The organism is Corticimicrobacter sp., assembly GCF_040137905.1.
Classification (GTDB): Bacteria; Pseudomonadota; Gammaproteobacteria; order Burkholderiales; family Burkholderiaceae_B; genus Corticimicrobacter.
The window spans coordinates 1-14,449 of sequence record NZ_JBEFDG010000037.1; the positions used below are offsets into that span (position 1 = coordinate 1).

Annotated in this window: 14 protein-coding genes; 3 read left to right on the forward strand and 11 right to left on the reverse strand. The window is 63.1% G+C overall.

The features are described from left to right. The coding region (locus ABN482_RS06065) for an aminotransferase-like domain-containing protein (protein ID WP_349503148.1) at positions 1–1,030 on the forward strand (1,030 nt) is incomplete at its 5' end. A gap of 1 nt (position 1,031) precedes the next feature. Here ABN482_RS06065 and ABN482_RS06070 read toward each other — a convergent pair. The 8 genes from ABN482_RS06070 to ABN482_RS06105 all read right to left on the reverse strand — a co-directional run bounded on the left by ABN482_RS06070 (position 1,032) and on the right by ABN482_RS06105 (position 9,542). Beyond that, on the reverse strand, positions 1,032–2,480 hold the full coding sequence (locus ABN482_RS06070) for an NAD-dependent succinate-semialdehyde dehydrogenase (protein ID WP_349503149.1): 1,449 nt from the start codon (positions 2,478–2,480) through the stop codon (positions 1,032–1,034). Positions 2,481–2,521: 41 nt separating this feature from the next. Then, complete coding sequence (locus ABN482_RS06075; RefSeq protein ID WP_349503150.1) at positions 2,522–3,283, reverse strand: HpcH/HpaI aldolase family protein; 762 nt, start codon at positions 3,281–3,283, stop codon at positions 2,522–2,524. 90 nt (positions 3,284–3,373) lie between these two features. Then, complete coding sequence (locus tag ABN482_RS06080; RefSeq protein ID WP_349503151.1) at positions 3,374–4,168, reverse strand: IclR family transcriptional regulator; 795 nt, start codon at positions 4,166–4,168, stop codon at positions 3,374–3,376. Positions 4,169–4,229: 61 nt separating this feature from the next. Further along, the gene (locus ABN482_RS06085; RefSeq protein WP_143859186.1) at positions 4,230–4,970 is read right to left on the reverse strand and encodes an amino acid ABC transporter ATP-binding protein; all 741 of its coding nucleotides are present in this window, start codon (positions 4,968–4,970) and stop codon (positions 4,230–4,232) included. Further along, positions 4,963–6,051, reverse strand: coding sequence for an amino acid ABC transporter permease (locus ABN482_RS06090; RefSeq protein ID WP_143859187.1), 1,089 nt, complete (start codon positions 6,049–6,051; stop codon positions 4,963–4,965). Before ABN482_RS06090 ends, ABN482_RS06085 begins: the two co-directional genes overlap by 8 nt. Before the next feature lies 1 nt (position 6,052). Continuing rightward, on the reverse strand, positions 6,053–7,243 hold the full coding sequence (locus tag ABN482_RS06095) for an amino acid ABC transporter permease (protein ID WP_349503152.1): 1,191 nt from the start codon (positions 7,241–7,243) through the stop codon (positions 6,053–6,055). 27 nt (positions 7,244–7,270) lie between these two features. Further along, entirely contained in the window at positions 7,271–8,281 is a 1,011-nt protein-coding gene (locus tag ABN482_RS06100; protein WP_502877245.1) for an amino acid ABC transporter substrate-binding protein, read from the reverse strand. Between the two features lie 55 nt (positions 8,282–8,336). Next, positions 8,337–9,542, reverse strand: coding sequence for an aminotransferase-like domain-containing protein (locus ABN482_RS06105; protein WP_349503153.1), 1,206 nt, complete (start codon positions 9,540–9,542; stop codon positions 8,337–8,339). Between the two features lie 161 nt (positions 9,543–9,703). Here ABN482_RS06105 and hslV point away from each other — a divergent pair, with 161 nt between their 5' ends. Next, positions 9,704–10,243, forward strand: coding sequence for an ATP-dependent protease subunit HslV (gene hslV, locus ABN482_RS06110; protein ID WP_349503154.1), 540 nt, complete (start codon positions 9,704–9,706; stop codon positions 10,241–10,243). Between the two features lie 5 nt (positions 10,244–10,248). Continuing rightward, the gene (hslU, locus tag ABN482_RS06115; protein WP_349503155.1) at positions 10,249–11,580 is read left to right on the forward strand and encodes an ATP-dependent protease ATPase subunit HslU; all 1,332 of its coding nucleotides are present in this window, start codon (positions 10,249–10,251) and stop codon (positions 11,578–11,580) included. Positions 11,581–11,586: 6 nt separating this feature from the next. On the opposite strand, the gene ABN482_RS06120 is transcribed toward hslU, so the two are convergent. The 3 genes from ABN482_RS06120 to hutW are packed head-to-tail and all read right to left on the reverse strand — an operon-like array spanning position 11,587 to position 14,215. Beyond that, positions 11,587–12,255 (reverse strand): NAD(P)H-binding protein, encoded by a 669-nt coding sequence (locus ABN482_RS06120; protein WP_349503156.1) that lies wholly within the window; start codon positions 12,253–12,255, stop codon positions 11,587–11,589. Beyond that, positions 12,252–12,803 carry a heme utilization cystosolic carrier protein HutX gene (hutX, locus tag ABN482_RS06125; RefSeq protein WP_349503157.1) on the reverse strand — a complete coding sequence of 184 codons (552 nt, stop codon included), beginning with the start codon at positions 12,801–12,803 and terminating at the stop codon, positions 12,252–12,254. The genes ABN482_RS06120 and hutX overlap by 4 nt, the downstream gene beginning before the upstream one ends. Further along, positions 12,800–14,215, reverse strand: coding sequence for a heme anaerobic degradation radical SAM methyltransferase ChuW/HutW (gene hutW, locus ABN482_RS06130; protein WP_349503158.1), 1,416 nt, complete (start codon positions 14,213–14,215; stop codon positions 12,800–12,802). Before hutW ends, hutX begins: the two co-directional genes overlap by 4 nt. Positions 14,216–14,449: the final 234 nt, after the last annotated feature.

The window sequence follows — 14,449 nt, forward strand, 5'->3', positions numbered from 1 at the left end:
CCTGAAAGAGCTGGCACACTCGGGCAGCCTGTCCGAAATGCTGGACTACACCCCTGACGGAGGCTTGTTGCTGCACCGCCAGGCCGGCGCTGCGTGGATGCGCCATGGCGGCCTGGATGCAGACGCCAGCCAGGTCGTCCTGACCGCAGGTGCCCAGCATGGCTTGTGGGTCGCCGTGCATGCACTGACCCGTCCCGGTGACCTGATCTGCTGTGAGTCGCTCTGCTATCCCGGCATCGCCTCGGTTGTCCTGAGCCTGGGACGACGCCTGCAGGGTATTGCCATGGATGCCGACGGCATGCTGCCAGCGCAACTTGCGCAACAATGCGCGCAGGAAAAACCGGCCATGGTGATCTGTATCGCCACGCTCCAGAATCCCACCACAGCCATCATGCCTGCGGCCCGCCGACAGGCAATCGCACAGCTGGCACGCGAGCACGACCTGCTCCTGCTGGATGACGATCTGTATGGATTTCTCGCGCCCGACCCCGTCGCGCCGCTGGCAACCTTCGCCCCTGAACGCACGGTCTACCTGACCAGCCTGTCGAAATCGGTTTCTTCCACCATTCGCCTGGGCTACCTGCATTGCCCGCCAGAATGGTTGCCACGCATCACCTCGAGCGTGCGCACCAGCATCTGGATGGTGTCACCACTGGCAGCGCAGATGGCCACCTCGCTCATCAATGCAGGCCAGGCCACCGACATGGCGGCCCTGCAAAAACAGGAAGCCATCGCCCGCCAAGAGATGGCGCGCGAACTGCTCGGGCAGTACGAATACCGCGCCCAGCCCACGGCCTTCCATATCTGGCTGCGCCTGCCCGCTCGCTGGCCCAGCGGCGAGCATTTCGCCGTCCTGGCACGCGGTCATCAGTTGCTGGTGCCGGGTGGTGACGCCTTTTCGGCCAACCGCGATGGCGAAGGCCGACAGCATGTGCGCATCTCGCTGATGGCCGGCACTCGCGACCAGATGCGCTTTGTGCTGACCAAGCTGGCCGGCCTGATCGACACGCCGGCCTCGGTCTGGCTGTAGATCAGGGCAGGTGCATGATCACCTTGGTGGCCAGGTAGCCATCCAGGCCTTCGATGCCCCCTTCCTTGCCATCACCACTGTGCAGCACACCACCGAACGGCACCTCCGTCTGGGTAATGGCATAGGTATTGATGCCGATGGCACCAGAGCGCACATGCTCGGAAATCTGTTGCACCCGGCGGGCATCGTGCGTATGCGCATACGCCGCCAACCCGTACGGCAATCGGTTGGCTGCCGCAAAGGCCTGATCGAGATCGGTGAACGGATTGATGATGGCCAGTGGCCCGAAAGGCTCTTCGTTCATCATGCGGGCATGATCCGGCACGTGGCTGAGCACGGTCGGTGCCCAGAAGAAGCCGGCATCGCCCACCTGCCCTCCCCCCGTATGCAGCCGTGCGCCCTTGTCAACCGCATCGCCCGTCAGTTCAGCCATGGCCTGCAAACGGCGCGGATTGGACAGCGGCCCCATCTGCGTTGCCGCATCCAGCCCGTTGCCCACCCTGAGCGCCTCGGCTGCCTTGACGAAGGCCGCCAGGAACGCCTCGAAAATGCCGTCTTGTACGAAAAAGCGCGTCGGTGCCACGCAGACCTGCCCCGAATTTCGGAACTTGGCGGCGGCGGCCTGCTCTGCCGCCCACTGCGGGTCAACATCGTCGCACACGATGACGGGCGCATGACCACCCAGCTCCATCGTGCAGCGCTTGGCATCGCGTGCCGCCATCTCCATCAGACGCAGGCCAACTGCCGTGGAACCGGTGAACGAGACCTTGCGCACCACCGGCGAGGCCAGCAAGCCTTCCGAGACCTCATGCGGCACGCCGAACACGACGTTCAGCACGCCATCCGGCAGACCGGCATCCGCCAAGGCCCGCGCCAGCTCCAGCGCCGTCGCCGGGGTTTCCTCGGCTGGCTTGATGATGCAACTGCAACCTGCTGCCAGGGAGGCTGAAATCTTGCGGGCCGCCGTGGCAGCCGGGAAATTCCAGGGCGCAAATGCCGCCACCACCCCGATCGGCTCCTTGACCACCGTATTCTGCTGCCCGGCCGTACGTGCCGGTACGACCCGGCCATAGGCACGCCGACCTTCATCGGCATTCCACTCGAAAATATCGGCGGCCGTCAGAATCTCGGCGCGCGCCTCGGACAAGGGCTTGCCCTGCTCCAGCGACAGCGCGGTGGCAATGTACTCGACGCGCTCGCGCAACAGCCAGGCAGCCTTGCGTATCAACACGGCACGCTCATAGGCAGGCACCCGCCGCCATGTCCCCAGTGCCCGCTCGGCCCCCTGCAGGGCTGCCGCCAGGTCCGCCGGCGTTGCATACGGCAATCGCCCCAGCACGACACCGGTCGCCGGGTTCACGACGTCACGGCCTGCCGGGCGCTCCTTCGCATCGATCCACTGCCCATCCACCCACAACTGCAATACGGGATAACGCTGTTCCGCACTCATGTCTCACCTGTCCTTCATAGGATGCCGAAAAAACATGCCGATCAGGCACGCATGCGCGCGGTCAATGCAGTGGCCGCGCGCGAAATGATGGATGTATCGGTGCCCACCCCGACGAAGGAAACCCCCTGCGCAAGGCGGCGCGTGGCATCTTCCTCGTTGGTGGTCAGGTAACCGGACGGCTTGCCCAGCGCCTTCAGCCGCGCAAAACCGTCATCGAGGGCCTGCTGCACTTCCGAATGCATGATATTGCCCAGGTGCCCCATCGACGCGGCCAGATCGGCCGGACCGATGAACACGCCATCCACCCCCTCGACCGCGGCGATTGCCTCCAGCTGTTGCAAGGCATCGATGGTTTCGATCTGCACCAGCACGGCCAGCTCTTGCTCTATCTTCGAGAAATAGCCGGGGATCATGCCATAGCCTGCCGCGCGCGAACTACCCGACACGCCGCGTACGCCGTAGGGCGGATAGCGTGTGAAACTGACCGCCTGGGCCGCCTGCTCGGCATTCTGTATATACGGAAAAAGCAGCGTCTGCGCACCGGCATCCAGCAGCCGCTTGGTCAGCACCATGTCCAGCCAGGCGGGACGCACGATGGGGCTGACATTGCGATCGGCCAGTGCCTGCAACTGATGCACCACGTCGTTCAGTTCATTGGGCGAATGCTCTGTATCGATCAATATCCAGTCGAAGCCGCAGTCTCCCAGCAGTTCCGTCAGCAGGGCACCGCCCAGGGTGGAAAACATGCCGAGCTGCTGCCGGCGTCCCAGGTCATGCTTGAATCGGTTGGTACGCAATTCCATATCTGAAAAGTCCTTGTTGAAAATACTTCATGAGTTCCATGTGCTGCGACAAGGGTGCCGCAGCGATGATCAATACAGGTGCTCGCAAACTCACCCTGCCGTGTGCAGGTGAGCCTGCGACAATGACTGCGCCGTGTTCAGCAGTTCGGGCAGGGCCGCCTGCATGAAGTCGGCCATCGACATCCGGTTGGCATCGATCGTCAGGCTGACCCCGGCAACGGGTTGCCCCCGGGAATCGAGTATGGGCACGGCCAGCGTCCGCAAGCCATAGGCATTCTCGCCATCGGAAGCGGCATAGCCCTGCTCGCGGACCAGGTCCAGCCTGGCCAGCAATGCATCCATGTCAACCAGCGTGCGCTCCGACAGCTTGATGCGCTCAACGGCATTCAGGGCGGCATGCTGCTGCTCCCTGGGCAGATAGGCCAGGATGGCCTGCCCCAGGGCCGAGGCATAGGCCCCGGTACGGCTGCCGGGCCGGCGATCCAGCCCGTGCCGTGCCAGGTTGATATTGACGCGCTCCAGGTACACGACCTCGCCCTGCTCGTGCACTCCCAGCGAACCGGCATCCGCCAGACGCGGCACCAGATCCCCCAGCAGCGGTGCGGCCCACTTGCGCAAGCCCTGGGAGGCCAGCACATTGAAGCCAAGCTCCAGGCATTTCAAGCCCAGGCGAAAGCGCCGGGTGCCGCTGACGGCCACGACGTAGCCCAGTTCAACCAGGGTATGCAGCAGGCGAAACGCCGTGCCACGGTCCTGCCCGGCACGCACCGCAACCTCCGAGATGGTCAGTTCGGGCTCGGCCGGCGTGAAGGCCTGCAGCACACAGAATGCCTTGGCGACCGAATTGACCCGGTTCTTCTCCTTCATGCTCACATCGTTTTCCATGCTGCCACCCCTCCATTCATAAAATGCTGCATACGGTCCACCGCCACGGCATGGCCATGCATCAATGCAGAATCTGCTGCAGGAACTGCTGCGTACGCGGATTCTGCGGCGTATCAAAGAAAGCATCCGGGGCCGCCTGCTCGACGATCTCGCCCCGATCCATGAAAATGACCCGGTCCGCCACACGCCGGGCAAACCCCATTTCATGGGTGACGCACAGCATCGTCATGCCGCTTTCCTCGGCCAGTCCCACCATGACATCCAGCACCTCCTTGACCATTTCCGGATCCAGGGCGGAGGTCGGCTCGTCGAACAGCATGATCTTCGGATGCATGCACAGCGAGCGGGCGATTGCCACGCGCTGCTGCTGCCCGCCCGACAACTGGCCAGGAAATTTGTCGGCCTGCTCGGCGATACGCACGCGTTCCAGATAGCGCATGGCTGTCTCGCGTGCTTCGGCCTGCGGGCGCTTGAGCACCCAGACCGGCCCCAGCATCAGGTTCTCGAGCACCGTCAGGTGGGGAAACAGATTGAAGTGCTGAAACACCATGCCGACATCGCGGCGAATCCGCTCGATCTGCTTGAGGTTGTCGGTCAGTTCGATGCCATCGACCAGGATCGTACCTGCCTGATGCGCCTCCAGACGGTTCAGGCAGCGGATCATGGTCGACTTGCCGGAGCCAGAAGGGCCGCAGATGACAATGCGCTCGCCACGCGACACCTCCAGGTCGATGCCGCGCAGTACGTGGAACTGTCCGTACCACTTGTTGACATCCTCGAGCTTGATAATCGGTTCACTCATGAATTTTCCCCTTGGCTTCCAGCGAACGGCTGTAGCGCGACATGGCATAGCAACACACGAAATAGATCACCGACAGAAACAGGTAGGCCTCGACACCCACGCCACGCCAGGCTGCGTCGGACAGCGCTGCCTTGGCGGCCAGGGTCAGGTCGAAGATACCGATGATCACCACCAGCGAGGTATCCTTGAACAGGGCAATGAAGACATTGACCAGCGGCGGGATGACCGTCTTCAGTGCCTGCGGCAGAATCACCAGCCGCATGCCCTGCCAGTAGGACAGGCCCATCGACTCGGCCCCCTCGTACTGCCCCCTGGGAATGGCCTGCAGACCACCCCGTACCGTTTCCGCAATATAGGCAGCAGCAAACAGCACGATCGCAATACCTGCACGCAACAGCTTGTCGATGGTCACCCCCTCTGGCAGGAACAACGGCAGCATCACCGACGACATGAACAGGATGCTGATCATCGGCACGCCGCGAATCAGTTCGATATACACCACCGACAGCGCCTTGATGACCGGCATGCGCGAACGGCGACCCAGCGCCAGCAACACCCCCAGCGGAAAGGCAAAGGCAATGCCGAACGTCGCCAGCATCAGGGTCAGGGGCAGGCCCCCCCAGCGCGAATTCTCGACATGGCTGAGACCGAAGCCCCCCCACATGAGCCAGGCGCTGAGCGCCAGCCCGACCGTCCACAGTGCCGCCAGACGCCAGTTCCAGAAATACCGGCAGACGCTGCACAGAATGAGGGCGACCAGCAGCACGACCGCCAGCAAGGGCCGCCACTGCTCATCATAGGGATAGGTGCCGAACAGAATGAGCCGATGCTTTTCGACGATGAATGCCCAGCAGGCACCACTGCCGGACTGCCGACATTCCTGAGCCGATGTAGCCGTGAAGTTGGCCTGCAGGATGGCCCACTCGAAGAATACCGGCACCGCCATCACCAGCATCCAGAGCAGCAGCACCGAGGCCACCAGGCTGAACGGACTGGCGAACAGACGTCGCCACAGCGCCGGCCAACGACCACCCTGACCGGCCGCGGGGGCCGGCAATACCTGTGCGGATTGCACCATCATCTCACCGCTCCCTTGCCGCAAGGCGTTGGTTGTACCAGTTCATGGCCATTGAAATGCTCAGGCTGACCGTCAGGTAGGCCGCCATGATGATCAACACGCCTTCGATGGCCTGCCCGGTCTGGTTCAGCGTCGTATTGACGATGGACACGATGTCGGGATAGCCGATGGCGACCGCCAGGGAACTGTTTTTGGTCAGGTTCAGATACTGGCTGGTCAGGGGCGGGATCATGACCCGCAGCGCCTGCGGCAGCACCACCAGGCGAAGGGTACGGCCACGCGGCAAGCCCAGCGAGTCGGCGGCCTCCCACTGCCCCTGCTTGACGGCCTGGATACCCGAACGCACGATTTCGGCAATGAAGGCCGCCGTATAGGTCACCAGCCCCATCAGCAAGGCGAAGAACTCCGGCGATACAGTCATGCCTCCGGTGAAATTGAAGCCTCCCAGATACGGCACGCTCAGCGACACCTGCGTCCCCGATATTGCAAAAAACAGGGCAGGCATGCCTGCCAGCAGCAATGCACCCAGCCAGAGCACCGGCAGTCTCCTGCCGGTACGCCCCTGATAGGCGCGCCCATATCGCACCAGCGCATGGCAGGCCAGCACGGCGCACAGCAGGCCAGACAGCACCGGAGTCGCCCAGGCACCGTCCAGTGCCGGCACCGTCAGCCCCCGATTGGACAGGAAAACCCCCGGCACGATATGCAGGGCCTGGCGCGGCCCAGGGGCCGTCTCCGTCACCAGCGCATACCAGAAGAACAGCTGGATCAGGAGAGGCACATTGCGCGCCACCTCGATATAGGCCGCGCACAGGCCGGACAGCAGCCGGTTGCCCGACAGGCGGGCAATCCCGATCAGCGTCCCGAGCAGCGTCGCCAGGATGATGCCGACAGCGGCCACGCGCAGCGTATTGAGCAGTCCGACCAGGACAGCCCGGCCGTAAGACTGCGAGGCCTCGTAGGGAATCACGCTTTCGCCGATGGCGAAACCTGCTTCCTTGCCCAGAAAGCCGAAACCCGTCGCAATATTGCGCACCGACAGGTTGTGCAGCGTATTGGACACCAGCATCCAGGCCACGATGGCAACGATGCCCAGTGCCATGCCCTGGTAGACCACGGCACGCACCCCCGGATCGCTCCAGGAATAGTGCCGCTTGCGTGGCCTCGGATGATTTTCAAGCTTGGAAGCAGCCATGATGACTCCATTGCCCCGTTGTCATAGTCAGCGCACGGGCCAGCCGTACATCAGGCCACCCTCGCGCCATTGCGCATTGAGCCCACGCGCCAGCTTCATCCGGCTTTGCGTACCCACATTGCGCTCGAAGCTTTCGCCATAATTGCCGACCTGCTTGACGATGTTGTAGGCCCAGCGGTCATCCAGCCCCAGCGGCTTGACCAGACCCGGCGTGCCTCCCAGGATGCGCTGTACATTGGGATTGGTGCTGTTGAGCATCTCATCCACGTTCTGCGACGTGATGCCATACTCCTCGGCTTCCAGCATGGCATTCAGGACCCAGCGCACGATGCCGAACCATTCCTCGTCGCCCTGCCGCACGAAAGTACCCAGGGGTTCCTTGGAAAAATCCTCGGGCAGGATCACGAAAGCCTCCGGATCGTCCAGCCCGGCACGGATAGAGGCCAGTTGCGACTTGTCGGCCGTGAAGGCATCGCAGCGCCCGCTCATGAAGGCCCGGATGTTTTCGTCGTATTTTTCGAGCACGACCGGCTTGAACGAAATCGAATTGCTGCGGAACCAGTCCGTCAGGTTCAGTTCGCCGGTGGTACCCGGCTGTACGCATACCGTGGCCCCATCCAGTTCGGTCGCACTGGATACACCGAGTTCCTTGCGAACGATGACGCCCTGGCTGTCATAGAAGTTGACACCGACCTCACGCAATCCCAGCGAGATATCGCGGGCCAGCGTGAGCGTTGTGGTCCGGGCCAGGAAATCGACCTCACCCGACTGCAGTGCCGTGAAGCGCTGCTGGGCGCTCAACGGATTGGGCTTGTACTTGGAGGCATCGCCAAACACGGCCGCCGCCACCGCACGACATACATCCACGTCCAGGCCGGTCCATTCGCCACGGCTGTCCGGCGCGGAAAAACCCGGAATCCCCGTGGAGAAACCGCATTGCAGATAGCCGCGCTGCTTGACCGCATCCAGCGTCGGCCCGGCATGCGCCGTGACAGAGAACACTGCAGCGGCCGTTGCCGCCAGTACTTTCATAGGCATCGAGAACTTCATGGTCACTCCCCTTGTGATTTGAATCTGACTGACACGACAAAACTCAACGAACGATATCCCGCAGCGCCTGGCCAAGCCGCTGCATTCCCTGGGTGATTTCCTGCTCCGGTGCCGAGGCAAAGGACAGGCGGAACGCCTGCTCATCCAGCGCCTTCGGGTCCGGGTAGAAAGCCGATCCCGGCACGAAGACCACCTCGCGCTTGATCGCCTTCTGCAACACTTCGCTGGCCCGCACGCCCGGATTGAAACGCGCCCAGACAAACATGCCGCCCTCCGGTGCGCGATAGCGGACCTGGCCCGCCAGACTGGTTTGCAGCCCATCGATCATGGCCTGACAACGGGCCCCGTAGGCTTGCAGCAGCGTGGGCAGATGGCGTTCATAGCCGCCAGCATCCAGATAGTCGGCCGCAATCTCCTGCATCCAGGGCGAAACCGACAGGTCATCGGCCTGCTTGGCGCTGACGCAACGCCGGCGCAGCTCCGGCGATGCCACCAGCCAGCCCAGGCGCAAGGCGGGTGCCACAGTCTTGGACAGGCTGGAGAGATAGACCACCCAGTTGCGCTCACCGCCTTCGGCCAGCGCAAACAGCGGCGGCACGGCATCGCCCCGGTAGCGCAACCCGGAATAGGGATCGTCTTCGACAACGACCACGCGATGAGCCTGCGCCATCTGGATCAGGCGCTTGCGTCGCTCCCGCGACAGCGTGCTGCCGGATGGATTGGAAAACGTCGCCACCAGGCAGATCATCTTGGGCTGCTCGGTACGCAGCAGCAGCTCCAGCGCGTCGAGATCGATGCCGTCCTCGCCGGAGGGCACCGTCAGCACCCGCGCACCGGTCTGCACCAACGCCTGCACCGAGGTCGGGAAGGAGGGGCTTTCGATGACCACGCTGTCGCCTGCCTCCAGCATGACCCGGGCGATCAGGGTCATGGCCTGCTGGGAACCGCCCGTCACCACCACCTCGGTATCGGGATCACTGACGATGCCACGACTGGCCGACAGCCGTGCCAATGCACGGCGCAGGCTGGCCTGCCCTTCGGTGCCCGAATACTGCAGGTATGCACCCAGGCGCAGATTCACCTGCTCCGAGGCCTGGCGCAACCCATCCACATCGAACAGGACGGGATCGGGATACCCACCCGCGAAAGAGACCGTTCCCGGCCGGTTTGCATATTGAAGCAAAGCCCGGATCGGCGAGGATACGGGTTCCACGAAAGCCCTGGCATAGCGTGGCGATAAAGCCGTCATTTTTTTCTCCAGACCCACTTGATCGGAATGCGAACATATGTTCTAATTAAAATTATAAGAAAATGCCGATCCTTCCGTCACCTTGGGGAATACCCGCGCACGACCCTTGAATTCCAGAAAGCCGCCCCCATGTGCAGCTTCCAAGGCAAGGAAAAGGAACCATGGAACAATTTCACGCCACTACCATTCTCTGCGTCCGGCGCGGCAATCGCGTTGCCCTGGGCGGAGACGGCCAGGTCACGCTGGGCAACGTGGTCATCAAGGGTACGGCCCGCAAGATCCGCCGCCTCTACCACGACAAGGTGCTGGCCGGTTTCGCCGGTGCCACGGCCGACGCCTTCACGCTGCAGGAGCGCTTCGAGACCAAGCTGGAAAAGCACCAGGGCCACCTGATGCGCGCCGCCATCGAGCTCACCCGTGACTGGCGCACCGACCGTGTGCTGCGCCGCCTCGAAGCCATGCTGATCGTGGCCGACAAGGACCATACACTGGTACTGACCGGCAACGGTGACGTGCTTGAGCCCGAGCACAGCCTGGCCGCCATCGGCTCCGGCGGCAGCTATGCCCAGTCGGCTGCCCTGGCCCTGCTGCACAATACCGACATGCCACCCGAGGACATCGTCAAGAAGTCGCTCGAGATCGCCGGCGACCTGTGCATCTACACCAACCAGCACCACACCATCGAACTCCTCGAAGGCTGACCATCATGTCCGCATCCATCATGACGCCCGCCGAGATCGTTTCCGAACTCGACAAGTACATCGTCGGCCAGGATCGCGCCAAGCGCTCCGTCGCCATCGCCCTGCGCAACCGCTGGCGCCGCCAGCAGGTCGCGGAGCCCCTGCGCCACGAGATCCAGCCCAAGAACATCCTGATGATCGGCCCGACCGGCGTGGGCAAGACCGAGATCGCACGCCGCCTGGCCAAGCTGGCGAATGCGCCCTTCATCAAGATCGAGGCCACCAAGTTCACCGAAGTCGGCTATGTCGGCCGCGACGTCGACACCATCATCCGCGACCTGGTCGAGATCTCCATCAAGCAGACCCGCGAACAGGAAATGAAACGGGTCCGCACCCAGGCCGAAGATGCCGCCGAGGATCGCATCCTCGATGTGCTCATCGCACCGCCACGCGACAGTGCAGGCAACCCCATGCGCGAGGAAAACGCCGCTCGCCAGACCTTTCGCAAGCGCCTGCGCGAAGGCCAGCTCGACACCATGGAAATCGAGATCGAGGTGGCCCAGGCTGCGCCGCAAATGGACATCATGGGGCCACCGGGCATGGAGGAAATGACCGAGCAATTGCGTGGCATGTTTGCCGGTCTGGCCCGCGACAAGCAAAAGCCGCGCAATCTGACCGTCAAGGAAGCCTTCAAGCTGCTGACCGAGGAAGAGGCCGGCAAGCGCATCAACGAAGAGGAACTGCGCAGCCGTGCCATCTCCAATGCCGAGCAGAACGGCATCGTCTTCCTGGACGAGATCGACAAGATCGCCACGCGCCAGGAACATGGCGGTGGTGACGTGTCCCGCCAGGGTGTGCAGCGCGACCTGCTGCCGCTGGTCGAGGGCACCACGGTCAACACCCGCTACGGCATGATCAAGACCGATCACATCCTGTTCATCGCCTCGGGGGCCTTCCACCTGTCGCGCCCGTCCGACCTGATCCCGGAGCTGCAGGGCCGCTTCCCGATCCGGGTCGAACTGGACTCGCTCAGCGCACAGGATTTCGTGCGCATCCTGTCGAGCACCAATGCCTCGCTGACCAAGCAATACACTGCCCTGCTGGCTACCGAAGAGGTCACGCTCGACTTCACCGAAGAAGGCGTGCAGCGCCTGGCCGAGATCGCCTTCTCAGTCAACGAACGCACCGAAAACATCGGTGCGCGCCGCCTGTACACCGTCATGGAAAAACTGCTGGAAGCCCTGTCGTTCGACGCCGGCTCATCCAGCGGCAAGACCGTGACCATCGACGCGGCCTATGTCGATGACAAGCTCGAGGAAGCCGCCAGCCGGGAAGACCTGGCCCGCTACGTGCTTTGATTTTCCTCAGCCCAGCGCCACCGCCTGAACAGGATTGACGCACTGGGCCTGCCCGGCATCCACGGCAGCAAAAGCGCCTGGCAGCCCCTCCGGTGCTGCCAGCACCCGCACCACCAGCGCCGCCAGATCGGCACGCTGGATGAAGCCATGCACTTGCGGATCTGCGCACAAAATGCCTTGCCCGGTCGCCTCGCCATCACGCAGTCCTCCGGGGCGCAGGATGGTGGCATCTGGCCATGCCGCCTGCAAATGCGCCTCGGCTTTTGACTTGGCATCGACTACCGCGCCGAAAGCCGCAATCGCCTGCGGTGAGCGGTAAGGGGCCATCTCCCCGCACCCCATGGCCGTCACCAGCACGAAGCGGCGCACCCGGCCGCTGGCCACGGCCTGATCGATGACATTGATATTGCCATCGGCATCGACCCGGCAGTCCCCTGGCCCGCCCCCCAGCAGCGACACCACATCGCAGGGCCCCGCCTGTGCCGCAAAGGCACGCGCCACGTCCCCAGGCAGCAAGGCATCACCCCTGACCACGGACACGCCCAATGCCAGCAGCTCATCCGCCGCGGCCGACTCACGCAGCATGACCTGCACGGCCACGCCCTGCTGACGCAATTGCTGCGCCAGCAACAGGCCCGTGCCACGACTGGCACCAAAAACCAGAACCGGTGTCATGCCTGCGGCTCCTGAACCGCCAGACGCTGCTCCAGGGCATCGAAGCGCAACAGTTGATCCTGACGCAGTTCACGGTTTTCATCGCGCCCCACGTACACCTTGAACATCGCTGCCCCTTCAAGGTTGAAGAACAGGATGGAGCGCGTTTCCTTGCCCATGAAGGGACGGCGCACAAAGTAGATCGCACCGCAGCGGTCGGCACGCAAATGCCCGCTCACCACGCCACCGCCCTGCAGGTTGTAATAGCCATGCCCGGTTTTACCAACCGGCAGCGGGCCGGAGAATTCGATGATGGCATCCGCCGTATGCACAATCAGGGTAACGTCACCCCAGCTTGCAATATCCTCGAACGCGTCGATGAAGGCACTGCCCGGTGCCTGGCGGCGCACCTGGGCAGGCAGGCAATCGATCACCGTCTGCAAGGAAACCTGATGCTGGGCAGCCAGCGACTCGAGAATGCCATCCGGATTATCGGCCAACGCCACACGCAGGGCCACGCGGGCCTGGTCAGCCTCTGCCGGGATAGGGTGTGTGGATGCAATGCTCATGAAACAACCTCCTTGTCCGCCACCTGGCGAAGAAAAACAGGCTCCCGGAGCTGTTGAGGACGTCCACCGGAAGCAGATGAATGCGCGGGCACGGCATCGCCGCTCACCAGCGCATCGAATGCGAAAATCAGATTGCTGGCCCAGAAGCGGCCTGCCAGCGTCAAATCCAGCCGGCTTCCCTTGATCCGCAGCAACCCGGCCGACTGCCACTGCTCGGCCAGGTATTGCATCTGCTGCAGACATGGCTCAGGTGCCAGCGACTTCAGCCCTGCCAGATCCAGGCGACCGGCCTCGAAACCGGCCGTCACCCGTTGCCGCGCCGGCTGCCGTGCATCCCCCACCGACAGCCCGGCCAGTGGTTTACGACCCGCCTGTACCGCCTCGCCGTAGCGGGTCAGGTCGCCATCGATGGCATAACTGTGCCCTCCCGCCAGGCCACCTGCCCCCGAACCATAGGCAAGACAATCCACACCCTCCTTGATCAGCCGGTTGTAGCGATTCCGTTCCAGCGGCGTGCGCTGCCAATGGCTATTGCTGAGCTGGTTCCAGCCCTCGGCAGCCAGGAACGCGGCTCCCGCCCGGTACGACAGACTCTGATGCTCCAGTGTCGCCATATCGGGAAACTTGCCATTGGCGGTGGCCCGCTGCAACGGTGTACCCGGGATCAGGTTCAGGCCATACAGATCAACGCCATCCGGAGCCAGCGCCACCGCCGTGCGCAGATCCTGCTGCCAGACGTCCTGTGTCTGGCCAGGCAGGCCGTACAGCAGATCGATAACCAGCGCCAGTTGCTCCCGGGCCCGCAATCGCTCCAGAAAATGGATCGCCTCTTCACGGCTGGACTGCCGACCCTGACGCCGCCTGACCTGGGTATCGAAACTCTGCACGCCAATCGATATCCGGTTCACACCTGCCGCAATGCAGGCATCGATCTTGTCATCATCGAAATGGGTAATCCGTGCTTCCAGCGTGACCTCGCAATCATCCGTCAGCGGCAGGCATTGCCGTGCCGTATTCAATATCCGCTCCAGTTGCTGTGCAGACAGCGCACTGGGCGTGCCACCGCCCAGATACAGCGCCTCGACCGGTGCCGAGCCTGCTGGCAGACGCGCAGCCTCACGGCTGATTTCCGCGACCAGACAATCGGTGTAGTGGGCCATCGCATCCTGCGAGCAGGCATTGCGATAGAAACCGCAGAACAGGCAATGATTGGCACAGAACGGCACATGGATATAGGCAATGCGATGGCTGCCGGGTGCCGCGTCCAGCACCTGGGCCCAGGCGGCGGCCATGCCTTCGGCAGGGACGGCCTGCTGGCGACGCCAGGGCATCACGGCACGTCGCATGGCAAATGCCGTACGCAAAGGATCATCGCCTGTTCTGGCGAAATAGGCTGCAAGCTTCTCGTCCATCCGACTCATCACTCTCGATCGCCTGCAGGCACACGCCTGCACGCATGGGTTCAACAGATCGAGAAAGCGTAATCAGACGCAATTTCAGTCTGTTTGCGCTAGCGCAAACAGACCCGGCCAAGCAACGAAGTCTTAATCCAACCCTCATCCATTCTTCATGTTTCTCCCCTTTCCTGCCCCGCACCGGCCTGATGAACCCTGATGGTGCCGGGTGCGCCGCAACAGTGCATATCC